Origin of the sequence: Rheinheimera texasensis DSM 17496, assembly GCF_000711985.1 — a bacterium.
In the GTDB taxonomy this organism is placed as follows: Bacteria; Pseudomonadota; Gammaproteobacteria; order Enterobacterales; family Alteromonadaceae; genus Pararheinheimera; species Pararheinheimera texasensis.
This window is the reverse complement of the sequence record NZ_KL544007.1, coordinates 89384-104548: the sequence shown is the minus strand read 5'-3', so window position 1 is coordinate 104548 and position 15165 is coordinate 89384. Positions and strand designations below refer to the sequence as shown.

The 15165-nt window shown below is 50.0% G+C and carries 15 protein-coding genes; 7 read left to right on the top strand and 8 right to left on the bottom strand.

The window, feature by feature from the left end; translation table 11 throughout:
* Positions 1-14: 14 nt before the first annotated feature.
* From Q399_RS0119650 to Q399_RS0119640, 3 genes are all read right to left on the bottom strand, one after another.
* Positions 15-3020: a TonB-dependent receptor gene (locus Q399_RS0119650; protein ID WP_031571611.1), complete on the bottom strand. Its 3006-nt coding sequence runs from the start codon at positions 3018-3020 to the stop codon at positions 15-17.
* Positions 3021-3463: 443 nt separating this feature from the next.
* Positions 3464-4291 (bottom strand): tRNA pseudouridine(65) synthase TruC, encoded by an 828-nt coding sequence (gene truC / locus Q399_RS0119645; protein WP_245612940.1) that lies wholly within the window; start codon positions 4289-4291, stop codon positions 3464-3466.
* A complete protein-coding gene (locus tag Q399_RS0119640) occupies positions 4278-4622 on the bottom strand; it encodes a YqcC family protein (protein WP_031571607.1) in 345 nt (114 codons plus the stop codon). Before Q399_RS0119640 ends, truC begins: the two co-directional genes overlap by 14 nt.
* Before the next feature lie 92 nt (positions 4623-4714).
* Between Q399_RS0119640 and Q399_RS0119635 the strand changes: the two genes are divergently transcribed.
* Complete coding sequence (locus Q399_RS0119635; RefSeq protein WP_031571605.1) at positions 4715-5011, top strand: DUF3301 domain-containing protein; 297 nt, start codon at positions 4715-4717, stop codon at positions 5009-5011.
* Here Q399_RS0119635 and Q399_RS0119630 read toward each other — a convergent pair.
* From Q399_RS0119630 to Q399_RS0119620, 3 genes are all read right to left on the bottom strand, one after another.
* Positions 4991-5329, bottom strand: a complete 339-nt coding sequence (locus tag Q399_RS0119630) for an Mpo1-like protein (RefSeq protein ID WP_031571603.1) — start codon at positions 5327-5329, stop codon at positions 4991-4993. The genes Q399_RS0119635 and Q399_RS0119630 overlap by 21 nt on opposite strands.
* Entirely contained in the window at positions 5329-5979 is a 651-nt protein-coding gene (locus tag Q399_RS0119625) for a hypothetical protein (protein WP_031571600.1), read from the bottom strand. The genes Q399_RS0119630 and Q399_RS0119625 overlap by 1 nt, the downstream gene beginning before the upstream one ends.
* Positions 5980-6114: 135 nt before the next feature.
* A complete protein-coding gene (locus Q399_RS0119620) occupies positions 6115-6486 on the bottom strand; it encodes a DUF3192 domain-containing protein (protein WP_031571599.1) in 372 nt (123 codons plus the stop codon).
* Between the two features lie 175 nt (positions 6487-6661).
* On the opposite strand from Q399_RS0119620, the gene Q399_RS0119615 reads away from it, so the two are divergent.
* Positions 6662-6958 (top strand): DNA-binding protein, encoded by a 297-nt coding sequence (locus tag Q399_RS0119615; RefSeq protein WP_031571597.1) that lies wholly within the window; start codon positions 6662-6664, stop codon positions 6956-6958.
* A complete protein-coding gene (locus Q399_RS0119610; protein WP_031571595.1) occupies positions 6958-7728 on the top strand; it encodes a DUF2310 family Zn-ribbon-containing protein in 771 nt (256 codons plus the stop codon). Before Q399_RS0119615 ends, Q399_RS0119610 begins: the two co-directional genes overlap by 1 nt.
* A gap of 8 nt (positions 7729-7736) precedes the next feature.
* Here the strand turns inward: Q399_RS0119610 and syd are convergent, their stop codons facing one another.
* Positions 7737-8276 (bottom strand): SecY-interacting protein, encoded by a 540-nt coding sequence (syd, locus tag Q399_RS0119605; protein ID WP_051686194.1) that lies wholly within the window; start codon positions 8274-8276, stop codon positions 7737-7739.
* A gap of 69 nt (positions 8277-8345) precedes the next feature.
* Between syd and queF the strand changes: the two genes are divergently transcribed.
* Positions 8346-9191: an NADPH-dependent 7-cyano-7-deazaguanine reductase QueF gene (queF, locus tag Q399_RS0119600; protein WP_031571591.1), complete on the top strand. Its 846-nt coding sequence runs from the start codon at positions 8346-8348 to the stop codon at positions 9189-9191.
* 60 nt (positions 9192-9251) lie between these two features.
* On the opposite strand, the gene Q399_RS0119595 is transcribed toward queF, so the two are convergent.
* Positions 9252-11015 (bottom strand): M61 family metallopeptidase, encoded by a 1764-nt coding sequence (locus Q399_RS0119595; protein WP_031571588.1) that lies wholly within the window; start codon positions 11013-11015, stop codon positions 9252-9254.
* A gap of 557 nt (positions 11016-11572) precedes the next feature.
* On the opposite strand from Q399_RS0119595, the gene Q399_RS0119590 reads away from it, so the two are divergent.
* The 3 genes from Q399_RS0119590 to Q399_RS0119580 all read left to right on the top strand — a co-directional run bounded on the left by Q399_RS0119590 (position 11573) and on the right by Q399_RS0119580 (position 15165).
* Positions 11573-13123, top strand: a complete 1551-nt coding sequence (locus Q399_RS0119590; RefSeq protein WP_031571586.1) for a sensor domain-containing diguanylate cyclase — start codon at positions 11573-11575, stop codon at positions 13121-13123.
* 40 nt (positions 13124-13163) lie between these two features.
* Positions 13164-14522, top strand: a complete 1359-nt coding sequence (gene ppnN, locus Q399_RS0119585) for a nucleotide 5'-monophosphate nucleosidase PpnN (RefSeq protein ID WP_031571583.1) — start codon at positions 13164-13166, stop codon at positions 14520-14522.
* 241 nt (positions 14523-14763) lie between these two features.
* Entirely contained in the window at positions 14764-15165 is a 402-nt protein-coding gene (locus Q399_RS0119580; RefSeq protein ID WP_031571581.1) for a DUF3192 domain-containing protein, read from the top strand.

Genomic DNA, 15165 nt, shown 5'->3' with positions numbered 1-15165 from the left:
TTTTTTAACTACGTTTAGAAATTGCCGGTAATTCCAAAACGTACAGTACGTGGTGCTTGCCAGCCCATCGCCTGACCGTAGAAACGGTTAAAAGTACCTTCAGAACTGGAGTTTTCATAGTGCTCGTTGACTGCTGTCACTTCCTGGATATCAAGGATGTTAAACACATCAACAGAAGCACGCATGTCCACGCCAGAGACATTGAAGTTATAACCAACACTCATATCCACGTTGAAAGTCCATGGCGTACGGCCTGCTGAACCCCGTGGATGGAAGGTATACACTTTTTCAGACTGTTCACACTTGCCATTGCCATTGGCATCAGGACATTGGTTGGTGTAGTGGTAGAAGGTATCACCGTAGCTACCGTACAGCAGTGGGTCATCACTTGGGTAACCCTGACCAAAGGCGCTGACTGGCTTGCCGCTGGACAATGTGGCGTTAAAACCAACATCCAGGTCTTCAGTCACTGCGTAGCTACCGAACATTTTCAGTACATGGCGACGGTCATTTGGCTGGTAACCATCTGAACCATCCATTACAGCCGGGAAGTCGAAGTCTTGGGTGATACCAGCATCAGCTTGCGCGATATCTGATTTCACTGCACCTTCGAAGTTACCATAGCTGCGTGACCAGGTATAAATCACTGAGCCACTGAATTTTTCGCCACGATATTTCAGCTCAGTTTGTAAGCCTAAATATTCGTTTTTCGCTTCAGGCAACGCAATTTCCGCAGCAGTATAGTATTTGCGAGAACCTGGATCAGGTACGCCGTCGTGATCCGCATCCTGCCACCAGGTACCACCTTTACCAGGGTTTAAAATCACGCATGCTGGAGCTGTAGGACCACAGAAGTCATCAAGAGCTGTACTGACTTCACGGAAAATACCACGGACTGAACCGGTCAAATCGTCATTGATTTGCGTTTCATAGCCCACAATCAACTCATCTTTGGCAAATGGTTCTGCTTCTTCAGCCTGGAAGGCTTCTTTACGCAGTTCTACCGGGAAACTATTCACTACACGCGAATTCTCAGCAGTACCATTGACCGGTGTTAAGCCCGTTGGCGCACCATTGGAAGCGTTTACGCCAGTGAAGGTGTAATAAGTGGTTGAGTCAGAAATACCACCAGCCGCGCGGTAGTTGGTGTTGTTTGGAATAGGCAGATAATAGCGGCCCCAGGTTGCGAAGATTTTGGAAGTGCCTTCGCCTGTTGGGTCATAGGTAAAGCCTAAACGTGGTGCCCAGTCTGTTTTAATATCAGCAAAATCAACGCCGGTCACACCGGTATTGATAAAGTGGTCCTGACGCAGACCAATGCTTAACATCAGCTGGTCATTGACCTGATAGTTGTCTTCCAGATAGTACGCAGATAAGTCAGAAGAGAACTCACCGCCACCAGCGAAGATCCGGTCACGTACATAATCTTTTGGTGCACCTGAGGTGTTACGGAATAACACACCATTATTCCCCTGCACCGCACCATTTGGCGCAATTGTTACATAGGTATACGCATGGCCGCCGACTGGCGCAGTAGTTTGTTTAGACTGACGGTCTTGTTTATCTAAACCGACTTTCAGCGTGTGGTTGCCGTAGAATTCCAGGTTGTATTCAACGTCAAAACGAATTTGCGTGTTGTCGTCGTAGTTCACGCCAATAGTACCGCCAGAACCACACTGCACAGCTTTAGGTTGGCCTGTAGTGCGGTTATCGGTGATGGTCGGACAATCAGTCACAGCAGGAGTATCGGTATATTGCGTTTCGATATTGCCCCACAATGCAGATACTGTCAGGTCGTCAGTGATGTTACCAACATAGCTGGCGCTCATAATATCGCCACCGCGAGACCGAGTGAAAGCACCGGTTTCGACGCCCTGAACACCGGTTTGCGCGTTATAACGCCAGTTGCGCTCACTGACATCACGACGGTCTGAATAACCAAACAGGCTCAAACGATGGCCATCGACGATGTCCCAGTCAATTTTACTGCCCCAGAACAGGTTATCACCGCCGCTGGCTTTCTGTTCACGCACACCGTTTGTAACAGCAAAACGTGAATTGCCTGTGGTGAAGCGGTCGTCAGTCGAACGCGGGTTAATAATGCCGTAGAAAAACAGTTTATCTTCGATTAACGCACCGCCAGCAGACAACGAGTAATCGGTTTGCGTCAGCTCGTCTTGGGTTGAATCGTAGAAAACTTCGCTGCTGCCTTGTTGCGCGTAAGATTTTTTACCTTCGCCCGCTAAGCTGCCAGGCTGATGGTAGGCTGTGAAGCCAAATTCCCAATCGTTAGTACCGCTTTTGGTAATGGCGTTAGTCACACCACCTGTGGTGCGACCATACATAGCCGAGTAACCACCGGTCTTCACCTGGAATTCTTTGTAGAATTCAAATGGCACAGAACCGCAACCTAAACCCTGACGGGTGTTAGTTACTTCCAGGCCGTTGATATAACAGGAGTTCTCTGCAACTGAAGAACCTGCAAATGATGCAGTGTTACCAAAGCGTGAATCACCTTTCACTGCACCAGGCGCTAACAGCTGAATGGCAGTTAAGTTGCGGGCAACCGGCAGTTTATCGATTTCAACTTCGCCTAATACCAGGCCTGAGTCAGTAGAGCTTAAATCCACTGCGACAACGCGGGCGCCGGTGACCTGAATCACTTCAGTACCGTCAGTCGGGCGATTTAATTCGAAACGGGCGACAGAGTTAGAACCCAGCGCTAAGCGGATATTATCTTGTGCGACGACTTTGCCGTCTTTTTCGATAGTGACCACATAGCTACCAACCGGCAGCTGACTGAAACGGAAAGTACCAGTGCCATCCAGTTGAATTTCACGGCTAAAGCCAGTTTTTGGGTCTGAAGCTTTGACTTTGTAACCAGGAGCGGCACCCGTCACGCTACCAGTTAAATTTGAGGTATCAGCAGCGTAGGCTGAACCGGCCACACCCAGGATCGCAGAGACCGCCAGGGCCGCCAGCGAGCGCTTGAAGCGCCATGTTCCATTGTTGGATTTCATTATTTCTTATTCTCCAATTTGTTGTTATCCAGGAACTTTCCGTTCCTTTTTTACTATTACCACGAACAGACTGATTCTGTACATCAACAAATTACCCTTTAAAGGTACTGAAATGGGCAAAAAAAATGAAAATTCTGCGTAAAATTTTCATTCAAATGACAATGATTCACAAATAAGGTAAGAAATTGCCACGTTAAATTGTTTAAATCCGACCTTTCCCCCACATGAAAAGCCAAATTAAGTCATTGTATTTAAATTGCTTTTAAATAAACCAATACACATAACCTGTGGTGAAACAAAAAAATTGATTTATATTAAATTTCTCATTTATTTATCATTAATTAACATAATTCAGGTTAACAGACTGAGACCAATTAACAAAAATATGCGATATTCGGTTTGAACGAACATAAACTCAGTCTGAAACTGATAAAACCCCTCATTCAGCGCCCTGATGTCGCAGCATCACAGGGCGGATCACTCCTGATGGCCAATGACCGGGCATTAAGCGCAGTCAAACTGTTGGCTGCGGCAACTTCATCAAACGCAAAGCCAAGTTGCGACAACACCATGGCAAAATCGCGCAGTCCGGCATGGATCACTACATCTTGCCCTGTGACCGGATGACGAAAACACAAATGGGCCGCGTGCAACATTAAGCGCTTGCAGTCAAACTGCTGCCGGAACAGCTGATTGTGTTTGCCGTCACCGTGCGTGGTGTCGCCAATAATCGGATGAAACAGGTGTTCACAGTGCCGGCGCAGTTGATGTTTACGCCCGGTTAAGGGTTGTAAGGCTAACAGGCTGTAGCGGGCAGTGGCATAACGCCCTACCGCGTAGGGCAATTCGATATGCTCGAGCGGCCAGATGGCCGATTGTGCGGATTGCGCTGCTTTATCTGTACGTGAAAATTTATCGCCAATGGCATCCAATTGCTCTTTCAGTGCATAGTCCAGCAGCAGCGCCTCTTTCAGATGGCCGCGCACAACTGCCAGATAAGTCTTTTGCCATAGATGTTGTTGTTCGCCCATTTGCCTGGCGATATCAGAAGACAACCCAAACAACAGCACCCCAGAAGTGGGTCTGTCCAGCCGATGCAGCGGAAACACATGCTTTCCAATCTGGTCACGTAGGCGCAACATGACAAACTCGGTTTCATGTTTATCCAAAAAAGAACGATGCACCAGCATGCCGGCCGGTTTATTCACAGCAACCAGCCACTCATCCTGATAGAGGATCTCCAGCGGCGGCTTCGCTTCAGACTCTTGCAATGCTTTGCTCCCTTTTGCCGCTGAGCAATTCATCCAATTCACCAAGCAGATTAATTAATGGCCAGGCCGCAGCGCCTGACTCGGCAAAAGCGATTTCGGCAATCGGGCAAATGCTGATTTGAGCCGGCAGCGGTAACTGTGCATCAATCAGTGCCTGCATTCGTGGCAGCAGCACATACTGCAGCCATTGCTGCAGTGGCATAGTATCGCAACAAAAAGGCGCCTGGCTGGCCAGTGCATCGGCACTGGGCGGTGTTGACGTCCACCATTGCAACTGGCGTAGTTCGCGTTCGATCGCCAGTAATAAGTGTTGAGTTTGTTGATACTTCATCTGAAACTCCCAGCAAGAAAGGCGGCGGATTTTAGCACAAGGCTTGCTTTTGCAGGTCATCAGCCACATGATCGGAGCCAGGAGGAACCACTATGAGTTCAATTCTTGTGTTACTGGCGCTGATGCTGGTCACTTATCTGTTTTTAATCCAACGCCGACAGGACGAGCGCGCCACAGCGCTGGCCCGGCAGCTTTGTCAGCAGCAGCAAGTACAGTTTCTGGACTGTGCCAGAGATGGTCATCGTTGGGTAAAACTCAATGAGCGCAAAGGTTTACGGACTTTATATCTGATTGATTTCAGCGGTGATGGTGAAAGCCGTTATCAGGCAGAGCTGTGGATGAAGGGCTTACGCCTGGCCGACTTTAAACTACCGCCGTTCCGGGTCTGACGCCGCCAGGCTGGACGCTAGCCGGCCACTGAGAAACTCTGCGTACATGACCCAGTCCCCCAACAGACTGTAAAACGGATAACGGAAAGTCGCAGGTTTGTTGTGTTCAACAAAAAAATGCCCAACCCAGGCAAAGCCATATCCGGCAACAGGCATCAGCCACAACCACTGAAACTGTGCGGTAACAATGGCGTAGGTCAGGATCAATAACACCAGCGTACTGCCACAATAGTGCAAAGCACGGCATAGTGGCTGCTGATGTTCCTGCAGGTAATAAGGGTAGAACTCTTTAAAAGTTTTGAATGATTGCCCTGTCATCAGGATTCCTGCAATTGTTGCCGTTTTCTAAACAGCAATTTACCGCTGACCTTTTGGAAGTCAAGTTGTCCGACTACCTGATATTGGTCCTGATGGAAAAAAGGCAGGTATTTGTCCAGCGTGACAAAAACACCAACGCCTTCAGAAAGCGGGTGCTGGTCAACCCAGTAGTCAATAGCGTTCAGGAAGTGACTCATGGCGTCAGGATGATAATAAGCGGGGTTACGCGCAATAAACGCCAGCATATGGTAAGAAGCTGCCGGCATGGCTTCGTGGACTTTTTTCTCTTTTTCCAGCATTTGGCGGCTGGATAAATACCCTGCAGTTAACAACATTTTCAGTCGCCAATGCCACAAACGCTCGCCCTGGAAACCGGCATCCGGTTTAGTCAGACAGGCGACGCCGAGTAACTGCTCCTCGAAAAACATACCGAGCACCGGCTGTTGTTTATCCCAGAATGTGGCAATTTCTTCCCGGATAGCAGCGCGTAAACGAGCTTCAAAATCAGGCTTATCGGCCTGAAAAATCTGCATAAAAAGCGGGTCGTCATGATAGGCACTGTATAAAATCGAACTGGCCTGCCGCAGCTGTTCGGCGTTAAGTTGTTCAATACGACACTTAGAGAGGTCCAACGAAATGTTACTAGTCATGCCACGCCCCTTGTGATCAATTCACTGACGATAGCAGGGCAAAACAGAACTGCAAGTTTGTATCGGCATCAGCGCAATGTGAAAAGCCGGGCAAGGTTTTGTTCACTCGCCCGGCTTTGATACGGACTTTGCTGCTTACAGATTCTGGTAGGCTTTATCGCCCCAACCAACTAATAAGCCGCGTTTAAAGATCAATGCAGTACATTCATCTTTGCTGGTCATGCCATCACTGTGACTGTGGTGGGTGCGATAGAACAGCACTTCTACGGTTTCGCCTTGTTTGTTAAAAGACTCGCTGAATGCCGGCGTGCCGAGGTTTTGTCTCACCGCACCAATATCAGTGCCGGTTTTTAACGTGCTGACGTAGTTCTGGTTGTATTGCTGAGTTTTACGCCAGTTATTACCATCGTCATCATCGTCAAAATCGTCATTACCCACAGCAACAACACACCCGGATAAACTGCTGATCACTGCAACTGCGGTGACTAATTTGATAAATGCGTGCATATATTTTCCTTATATTTTGAACAAACAATTCGGTAGCTGAATTGATAAAACCGGACAGCAAGGGGAATGCCAACATTTAAATCATTTCATATCAACAACTTAAATCAGCACACTCGCATACGTAAAATTAAAAGTGGTAAATTAAACCAATATTTAGCCAATGTAACGAAACCTGATGAACACATTACTGAGCAGAATCAGTGCCATCGCCAGCCAACTGCAGCAGGAAGGCAAATCCCCCAGTCTGGCACTGGTCAGAGCCCGCCTGGGTGGAGGGATCAACCCAACTGAACTGTTCAGCGCTTACCAAAGTTGGCGCGCGCAAGGTAGCCCAATGCAACAACAGCCGCAACCTGCAGACTCCCCTGCTGAACAAGCTGTGGTCGCCACCCCACCAGATTTGCAGGCCGATATCGCCAGGCTTGAACAAAAGCTGGATTTAATCCTGCAGCTGTTACAGAGCAAACACTGATGTTCGCCGCGGATTTATATTTCAGAGTCATCGGAGATACCAGCTATGACGCCGCTGAAGCGGCCATTCGTCATTATCTGGAAGCACTGATTTTTCAGGGCCAGATCCTTGGCAGGGAATTTCCAACTGTGCTGCAGCAGGAGCATTTTGTCAGCCGCGTTGTGCTGCCTGCTCAGGATGCCCTGTTGATGGCCCATCACAGCGATGCTGGCCGACAAGCCCTGCACGCCTTGCAGCAAGCCGGGCTGTCGTATCCCAAAGCAGAAATCGCCGGCGTAGATTTGATGTCGAATCATACAGATCCCTGCCCGAGTGCAGAGCAATACATCCTGTATTGCCGCTTTGCGCAAATGAACTCGGTGCTTTACTGCGCAGAGCACTTTGCTCCTGTACCCTTGTACCGTTTTGGCGTGGACACCGGCTTTGAGGATTTAATCCGCTGGCAGTTACAATACCAGGCGCTGGATGAAGTGCAGATGCAGCAAAACAGTATATTGCTGCAACCCGCAGAACGCGCGTTACAAAACTTTGGCAGCAAGCTCAACCGTCAGGGCCGTGCCTTTGCGCGCAGCATCAGCCGGCGCATCGCTAAACCGGTGTATTACGCCTTGTACCGTGGCAGCAGCACCGACTGCGACACGGAGACTCAGCGTCGCTGTCCGGGGTGTGGCGGTGAATGGTTACTGCCTGAGCCCTGGCATCACCGTTTTGATTTTCGCTGTGACCGCTGTTTGCTGGTCAGCAACATCGCCTGGCAGTGTCAGGGATAATTGCTGCGTCAAACCGGCTGCAGCTGGCGCAGAAAGCTCAGTAAATCGGGGGCCACCAGCTGCTTAACCTCCTGCCCGGTATGCTCCAGATAAACTTCACCTGTGCTGTTAAGTACGGACAACATTGTATCTTCCTCGTCCGTCACAGCAAAAAACAACGTCTCGCGCTGTTTCAGCCGGCGCTTCATCAACACATGGGCGATTAAATTCTGTTGCAGGCGGACAAAATCGCCGGAATGCCAGAGTAATAACAGACTGGCGGGGCCACGAGGATGGGCTACCGGCAGATCCGCGCCCCACAAAGCGGCGTAGAACTCTTTGATAGACGGGTGTAGCGGCAGGTCCAGGCCTTGTTCAATGCCGGCAAAATCAAGAGGCTGCGTTTGCACGACCGGCCACCAGGCGACTTGTTCGTCGATGACTTCACCGAACTGTGCCGGTGATAATTCGGCTGGATCAGCCCAGGCCCGCCATTGTTCGCCGCGTTGCCGTGCCAAAGCCTCGGATTGTTGTGCCAATTGCAGTAACTGCTGCTGTAACTCGGACATCGATATACGCTTCCTGTGATAAACTGGGCAAAGTTGCCTTCTGATCATTTTATGCTTTTCGGATCTGTCATGACAAAACAAACTGAAGCCGCCCTGGCCCATCTGAGCCTTGGCAAAGTGACGGCTTATGCCGATCAATATGATGCCGGCTTGTTACAGCCGGTGCCGCGCCAGCTGGCGCGGGATGCGATAGGCCTGCCGGCGGATGCTGCGCTGCCATTTGTCGGTCATGATATCTGGCACGGGTATGAGTTGTCCTGGCTTAACAGCAAAGGCAAACCCATGGTAGCCTTGCTGACGGTGACAGTACCTTATGACTCCGCCAACCTGATTGAATCCAAATCTTTTAAGCTTTACTTAAATAGCTTTAACCAGACCCGGTTTCGGGATATCAGTCAGGTCTATCAGACCATGCAGCAGGATTTATCCGCCTGCGCCGGCAAAGCTGTAGTGGTCACTATTCATCATGTTAACGAACTGGTAGCGTTTCAGCCGACCTGGATCCCGGGGCGTTGTATCGACGAGCTGGATATTGAAATCAACCAGTATCAGTACGACGGCGACTTATTGCAGCTGGCTGAGCCCGGTAATATTGTCGAAGAAAAGTTACATTCTCACCTGCTGAAGTCAAATTGCCTGATCACCTCGCAACCGGACTGGGCCAGCGTGTTTATCCACTACAAAGGGCCGGCGCTTTGCCACGAAAGCCTGCTTAAATATCTGATCAGTTTCCGCCAGCACAATGAATTTCACGAACAATGTGTTGAGCGTATTTATACTGATATCTGGCGCCTGGCGGCCCCTGAGTTTCTGGCGGTGTATGCCTGCTATACACGCCGTGGTGGCCTGGATATTAATCCGCTGCGCAGTAGTGTGCCCTACACGCCGCCGAATATTCGTCTGACCCGGCAATAACAGTTCTGACGCTCAAAAGTAAAAAGCCCGCACTGCGGGCTTTTTACTGCAACAAGAAGATTATTTGGCTGCCGGCAGTTCCATACCAAGCCAGGCCTGATAATAAGCCTTCTGTTGGCGGCTGGGTTTAGCCACTGGCAAGATTTGCCAGTTACCTGCCGGCTGTGTTTGTGGCGTCAGCATCCGCTCCAGCAGGCGGCCATCGCGGAACAGCGTCAGGGTCACAGCGCTGTCAGCCGGGAAATCTTTTAACCGTTCCGCCAATTCAGTCTGCAGCTGCAAGCCGTTCACCGCGATGATCTGGTCGCCGACTGACAAATCAGCCTGCCAGGCCGGTGAGCCGCGTTCCACCTTCATCACTTCAGCCAGGTCTTTCTGCGCCTGTACCGTCAGGCCAGTGAACGGCTCTGTGGCTTTGGGTTTGCTCAGCTGCAAGCCTGCCGCTTTCAATATGGTGTCAGCATCCAGTTCCAGCGGACTTTCCACCTGCCCAGCCCAGAACTCCTGCAGCGACTTGCCGGTTAAATCCAGCGCAATCTGCTGCACGTCCGCAGCGGTAAAAGCAGTAGTTTTACCAAACCGCTGATACAACTCATTGTGTAAAGTGCGGTAATTAGCCTTTAAACCGCTGTTACTCAACAGGAAATGGTCCAGCATCCAGCTGACCAAATAACCTTCGCTGTAAATGTTCACACTGAAATTATCCGCGTGGTCGCCACCCAGGCTTATCCAGTTATCAAAACTGCTTTGCGCCACGGACTGAATTTCACGTCCTGGTGTGCGGGCAAAACGTTTTAACCGTTTGGCGAGATCGGTGTAAAACTCCTCGGGCGTCATCAGGCCGGCCCGTAACAGCAACTGATTCTGGAAATAGCTGGTTGAACCTTCCGAGATCCACAGCAGTTTGCTGTAGTTCGGCTGCAAGTAGTCGTATGGCACTAACTCTGCGGGCCGGTAGGCTTTTACATTCCAGGTGTGCACCAGCTCGTGTGCCGCAGTCGACAGGAACTCCAGATAATGTTCACGTTTACGGAAGCTGAAGCGGTCTCGCTGGATCACGGTCGAGTTCAGGTGTTCTGTGGCGCCGCGTGCGCCAGTGGCGGCATGGATGATAAACAGGTAATTTTGATATGGATAACCCTGCCAGATACTGCTGGCCTGTAACACGATTTTCTGCAGATCTTTCACTGTTTGCGCCGTGTCAAAATTGCCCTGTCCCCAGAACACCACTTCGTAATCACGACCATCGGCTTTAAAATTGAAACTCTGATGGATGCCGGTTTCAATTGGTGAATCGGCTAACACGTCATAATCCGCCGCTTTAAAGCTGTGCGCACCGGTCCGTATCATACCGGATGTGCTGCGCCACTGTGCCGGCACCTGCAAACTGACAGTCACCGGTTCTTTACGCTGCGCCTCGTGGTACATCAGGTAAGCCGACGCATTGATATAGGCATGCGTATCGTCAATATGCCGGGTTCGCTGATTAAGTTCGTTGGCGTACACCTGATAGCGCACCTCGATAGTCCCGACCGCCGGCACCTGCAGTTGCCAGGTACTTTTTTCGGTTTTTTCTACCTGAAGCGGTGCGCCATCCACTAAACGCGCTTCAAACCGCCGCACGCCGTTGGCCAAATCGAGGATTTGATATTTGCCGCTGCGCCAGGCCGGTAGTTTCAGCTCAAAAGGCCCGGCTTGTGTTGCAGGCAAGCGGATAGTGACGTCGGCCAGATGTTGATCTGGCTCTGTAATACTGATCTGATAATCGACAGCAGCACTGGCGAATAAAGGGCACAACAATACTAAAAAAGCAAAATAGCGCATAAAGACTCCGTTTTTTTGCCCAGCCTAAGCAATAAAACAGCGCGAAACCAGCCCTTTGCGTTGAAGGTGGCAAATTTCACTGCCAAAAATTTTGTAACCCAACATGTAACATTACAAAATAACTTTTACTTTCGAATCGAAATATGATTAAATGCAATCCGTTGGTGCCAGACACATCAACCCAACCGAATGCTTGACTTAATGCTGATACAGGAAAGTTGTTATGAACATGCTTACCGCTGCTGAAGAGCAAACCTGGTTACCCTACTACCTGACAAAAAAATAATTCGTGCTGTCATTGAACAGCCGAGATAAATAAAGCCGGTGACTGTAAAGTCCCGGCTTTATTTATTTATGCCTACCTCATCTTTCGTTTCGAAAGATGTCATCAATAAAACAGCGTTTAATCGAAGTTGATAGAACAACACATTGAATCTGCGAAAAAAACAGCCGGTCGAACCAGCAAATTCACGGCTTATTTTTGACTATGCTTTTTACGCACAAGCGATATACTTAGCCCAGCCTCCTTTGCCGATACCGACGGGAACATCTGAGTCGTGGATTCCGAACAAGCTCTGAAACAACAACTGGCCAGTGCCTTAAAAGCCCGTAAGCAGCTGGAAGATACCTACGAAAGTCAGTTCGTGATCCTGACGCAGTTTGTCGCAAGACTGTCGCTGGTATGTAAAGGCATTGACGTTGAGCTGGACAACCGGCTGGCACGTTTGCGGCAACAACTCAGCAATGGTACAGATTTGGAAAAACTGCTACCGCAAATTGATGCAACAACAGAGCATCTGAAAACACTGGAAAGCCGGCAACAACAAGAAGTCCGCAAAGCGCAGGTCACCATCAGCGAAGCCGGAAAACTACTGCAGAAACAACGGGGTTTACCCAATCAGCTCAGACGGGACTTACGTGATTTATTATCACGTGTCGAAGAGCCGGCTCCGACCATCCATGCGTATATCCCCCATTTAACCCATCTGACCGAGCTATACCAGCTGGCGTTAAATGCCAAGCAAAGTCTGGATTTGCAGGAGATCAGCGACAGTACCAGGTATGACGGCATTTGTCGGCAGATCTCTGTAGAGCTGACTAATCTGCTCAGTGAACTGGCATTTGAAGGCAGCTACGCCAACGCGATTAACACCATCCGGGTGAGCCTGCTTGGCGAGCTCAGTATCGAAAAACTGCTCGAAGCCTGTTTGCGTACGATCGAAATTATCATCTCCAGCATCAATGAAGAGCGCCAGTCGGCGCAGCATTTCCTGCTGAAACTCAATGACGCACTGAACAGCGTGCAGAATTCGCTGGTGTCGTCGCTGAAATCGACCAATAACATCCGCGAAAAAATGGCGCTGCTGAATCAACAGATTGAGCAACAAATCAGTGTGTTAAGCCATGACACCCAGTCCGCTACGTCGCTGGAGCAATTACAGTCGCTGGTCACCGACAAACTAACTACGTTAAGCAATTCTCTGAAAGATAAAGAACAACTGGAAAAGCAAGAGCGCGAAATCCTGCTCGGTTCGGTCAAAGAAATGGATAGCCGCTTAAAAGAACTCGAAGAAGAAGCGCGGCAATTTAAAAAACGCCTGGCCGAACAAAAGTTCCGCAGCCTGCAGGACGCATTAACAGAGCTGCCCAACCGCGCAGCTTTTGACGAACGTTACGAACTGGAACTCAAGCGCAGCAGACGTTACAACACGCCACTGTCGATAGTGTTGGCAGATGTGGATCACTTTAAGGTTATTAATGACACTTATGGTCACAGCGCCGGTGATAAAACGCTGAAAGTGATTGCAAAAGCACTGAAACAAAGCATGCGCGAAGCTGACTTTATCGCCCGCTACGGCGGTGAGGAATTTATTTTACTGTTTCCGGAAACGCCGCTGGAACAACTGGAAACACCACTGAATACGATACGGGAGAAAATTAAACGTATCCCGTTTAAATTCAAAGACACCAACGTTGTGATCTCAATATCATTCGGGGCCACCCAACTCAAACCAACAGATGAGGGTCGTGAAGCCTTTGACCGGGCCGACGAGGCGTTATATGACGCCAAACGTCAGGGACGCGATCTGGTGATTCTGAAACCCTGAGCCCGCCATTCTGGTCCCCGTGCCGTCCAAGGAGAGCAAGATGCATGTACAGTTAAACCCGTTAGGCGCGATGGATTTGTTGTCACAGCTGGAAGTTGATCAGCTGAAGCAACATGCGCACAGTGAAACTTTTAAACTATTCCGTAATTGTTGCCTGGCCGTGCTGAACGTCGGCAGCCATACCGACAGCTCCGCAGAAATTTATGACCAGTTTAAAGACTTTGCGGTGAATTTAATTGCCAGAGAGCGCGGTATCAAAATCGAGCTGTTTAACCCCCCGGCCGGTGCTTTTGTTGATGGCGAACTGATTAAAGGCATTCACGAACATTTGTTTGCCGTGCTACGCGACATCCTGTTTTATCACACTCGCCTTGGCGCTGATGAAAAACGGCTGGATCTGCACAACAGCGAACACATCACCCATACGGTGTTTGATATTCTGCGCAATGCTCAGGTTATAGCGCCAGGCGCCACACCGAACATGATTGTGTGCTGGGGTGGTCACTCTATCAACGAAACCGAATATAAGTACACCAAAGAGGTCGGATATCAGCTTGGCCTGCGCGGGTTGGATATTTGTACTGGTTGTGGCCCGGGCGCGATGAAAGGCCCGATGAAAGGCGCCACAATTGGGCATGCCAAACAACGCATCAGTAACGGCCGTTATCTGGGGCTGACAGAGCCGAGCATTATCGCCGCTGAGCCGCCAAACCCAATCGTCAATGAACTGGTGATCCTGCCGGATATTGAAAAACGCCTGGAAGCCTTTATCCGCACGGCCCACGGTATTATTATTTTCCCGGGGGGCGCAGGTACTGCCGAAGAGCTGTTGTATCTTTTGGGGATTATGCTGCACGAGCAAAACCGCCAGCAGGTCTTGCCGGTGATCCTGACAGGTCCGAAGCAAAGCGCAGCCTATTTCACTGAATTACAAAACTTTATAGAAAAAACCCTGGGCAAAGCCGCCCTGGATTTGTTCGAAGTGATCATTGATGATCCGGTGGCGGTTGCGCAAAAACTGAAACAAGGTTGTCAGGACGTCCGGCAGTACCGTAAATCGGTTGGTGACGCTTATCATTTCAACTGGACTTTGCAAATTGACGAAGATTTCCAGCATCCGTTCGCACCAACCCACCAGAATATGGCAAGCCTGAACCTGCACCTGGAGCAGGACAAAGCCCGGTTGGCTGCGAATCTGCGCCGGGCGTTTTCTGGTATTGTCGCAGGTAACGTCAAAGACGAAGGCATCAGAGCGATCAGCAGCCAGGGGCCATTTATTCTGTCTGGTGAGCCGGGGTTGATGGAACTGATGGACAACCTGCTGGAAGCTTTTGTTGCGCAGGGCAGGATGAAACTGCCCGGCAGTAAGTATATCCCCTGCTATCAAATCAGCCGCTAAACAGACGCCCATCGTTTGCAGCTCCCTCTCCGGCGCGTTCAGGTGCCGGAGGGGCATCGGTTCTGTATATTGCCTGATATCGGGGCCGTCTGGGTTCGCCTGATGGCTCCATTGCCGGCGTATTGACCTGCAGCCAACCAACTTGGCAGATTTTTTGTATAAAAGGTCTACAGATGACAGCTGAAACTACAGAAAAATGTTTGCTTCTGATTATTGGTTCCCCTCTCGCGGTGGCACTGCGATGAAAAAATATCTGCGTTGGTTATTACTTGCCGCGGCCTTGATTGCCGTCTATCCACTGGCAACCTGGCTGGCATTGAATGTCTATCAGGACGACCCCGATGCGATGGCCTGGACCGATCGGGAAGCTTACAATCGTAAGTTCATCAATGCCTTGCAACTGAGTGCAACCGTCACTCAGGACCAAATCCGGCAAAAACTGGGTGGGCCCGATATCACAGAAGCTTATCAGGCCGGTACAGATCTTTATCAACTGGTCTATTACCGCACCCAACGCGATATTTCCGACGGTATCACGACAAAAACCGAATGTACTGCGCTGCTGTACCTGAATCGCCGGCTGATTGCGGTTGGCGAGAACGCAGTGCAGCAGTTTCGGCAAGCCCGCCCAGCCAGGCCCTGA

Bases quoted from the DNA above. Each gene is read 5' to 3' on its own strand.
- Q399_RS0119650 (WP_031571611.1), bottom strand. From the start codon at position 3,020: ATGAAATCCAACAATGGAACATGGCGCTTCAAGCGCTCGCTGGCGGCC.
- Q399_RS0119640 (WP_031571607.1), bottom strand. From the start codon at position 4,622: ATGAAGTATCAACAAACTCAACACTTATTACTGGCGATCGAACGCGAA.
- Q399_RS0119635 (WP_031571605.1), top strand. From the start codon at position 4,715: ATGAGTTCAATTCTTGTGTTACTGGCGCTGATGCTGGTCACTTATCTG.
- Q399_RS0119630 (WP_031571603.1), bottom strand. From the start codon at position 5,329: ATGACAGGGCAATCATTCAAAACTTTTAAAGAGTTCTACCCTTATTAC.
- Q399_RS0119625 (WP_031571600.1), bottom strand. From the start codon at position 5,979: ATGACTAGTAACATTTCGTTGGACCTCTCTAAGTGTCGTATTGAACAA.
- Q399_RS0119620 (WP_031571599.1), bottom strand. From the start codon at position 6,486: ATGCACGCATTTATCAAATTAGTCACCGCAGTTGCAGTGATCAGCAGT.
- Q399_RS0119615 (WP_031571597.1), top strand. From the start codon at position 6,662: ATGAACACATTACTGAGCAGAATCAGTGCCATCGCCAGCCAACTGCAG.
- Q399_RS0119610 (WP_031571595.1), top strand. From the start codon at position 6,958: ATGTTCGCCGCGGATTTATATTTCAGAGTCATCGGAGATACCAGCTAT.
- syd (WP_051686194.1), bottom strand. From the start codon at position 8,276: ATGTCCGAGTTACAGCAGCAGTTACTGCAATTGGCACAACAATCCGAG.
- queF (WP_031571591.1), top strand. From the start codon at position 8,346: ATGACAAAACAAACTGAAGCCGCCCTGGCCCATCTGAGCCTTGGCAAA.
- Q399_RS0119595 (WP_031571588.1), bottom strand. From the start codon at position 11,015: ATGCGCTATTTTGCTTTTTTAGTATTGTTGTGCCCTTTATTCGCCAGT.
- ppnN (WP_031571583.1), top strand. From the start codon at position 13,164: ATGCATGTACAGTTAAACCCGTTAGGCGCGATGGATTTGTTGTCACAG.
- Q399_RS0119580 (WP_031571581.1), top strand. From the start codon at position 14,764: ATGAAAAAATATCTGCGTTGGTTATTACTTGCCGCGGCCTTGATTGCC.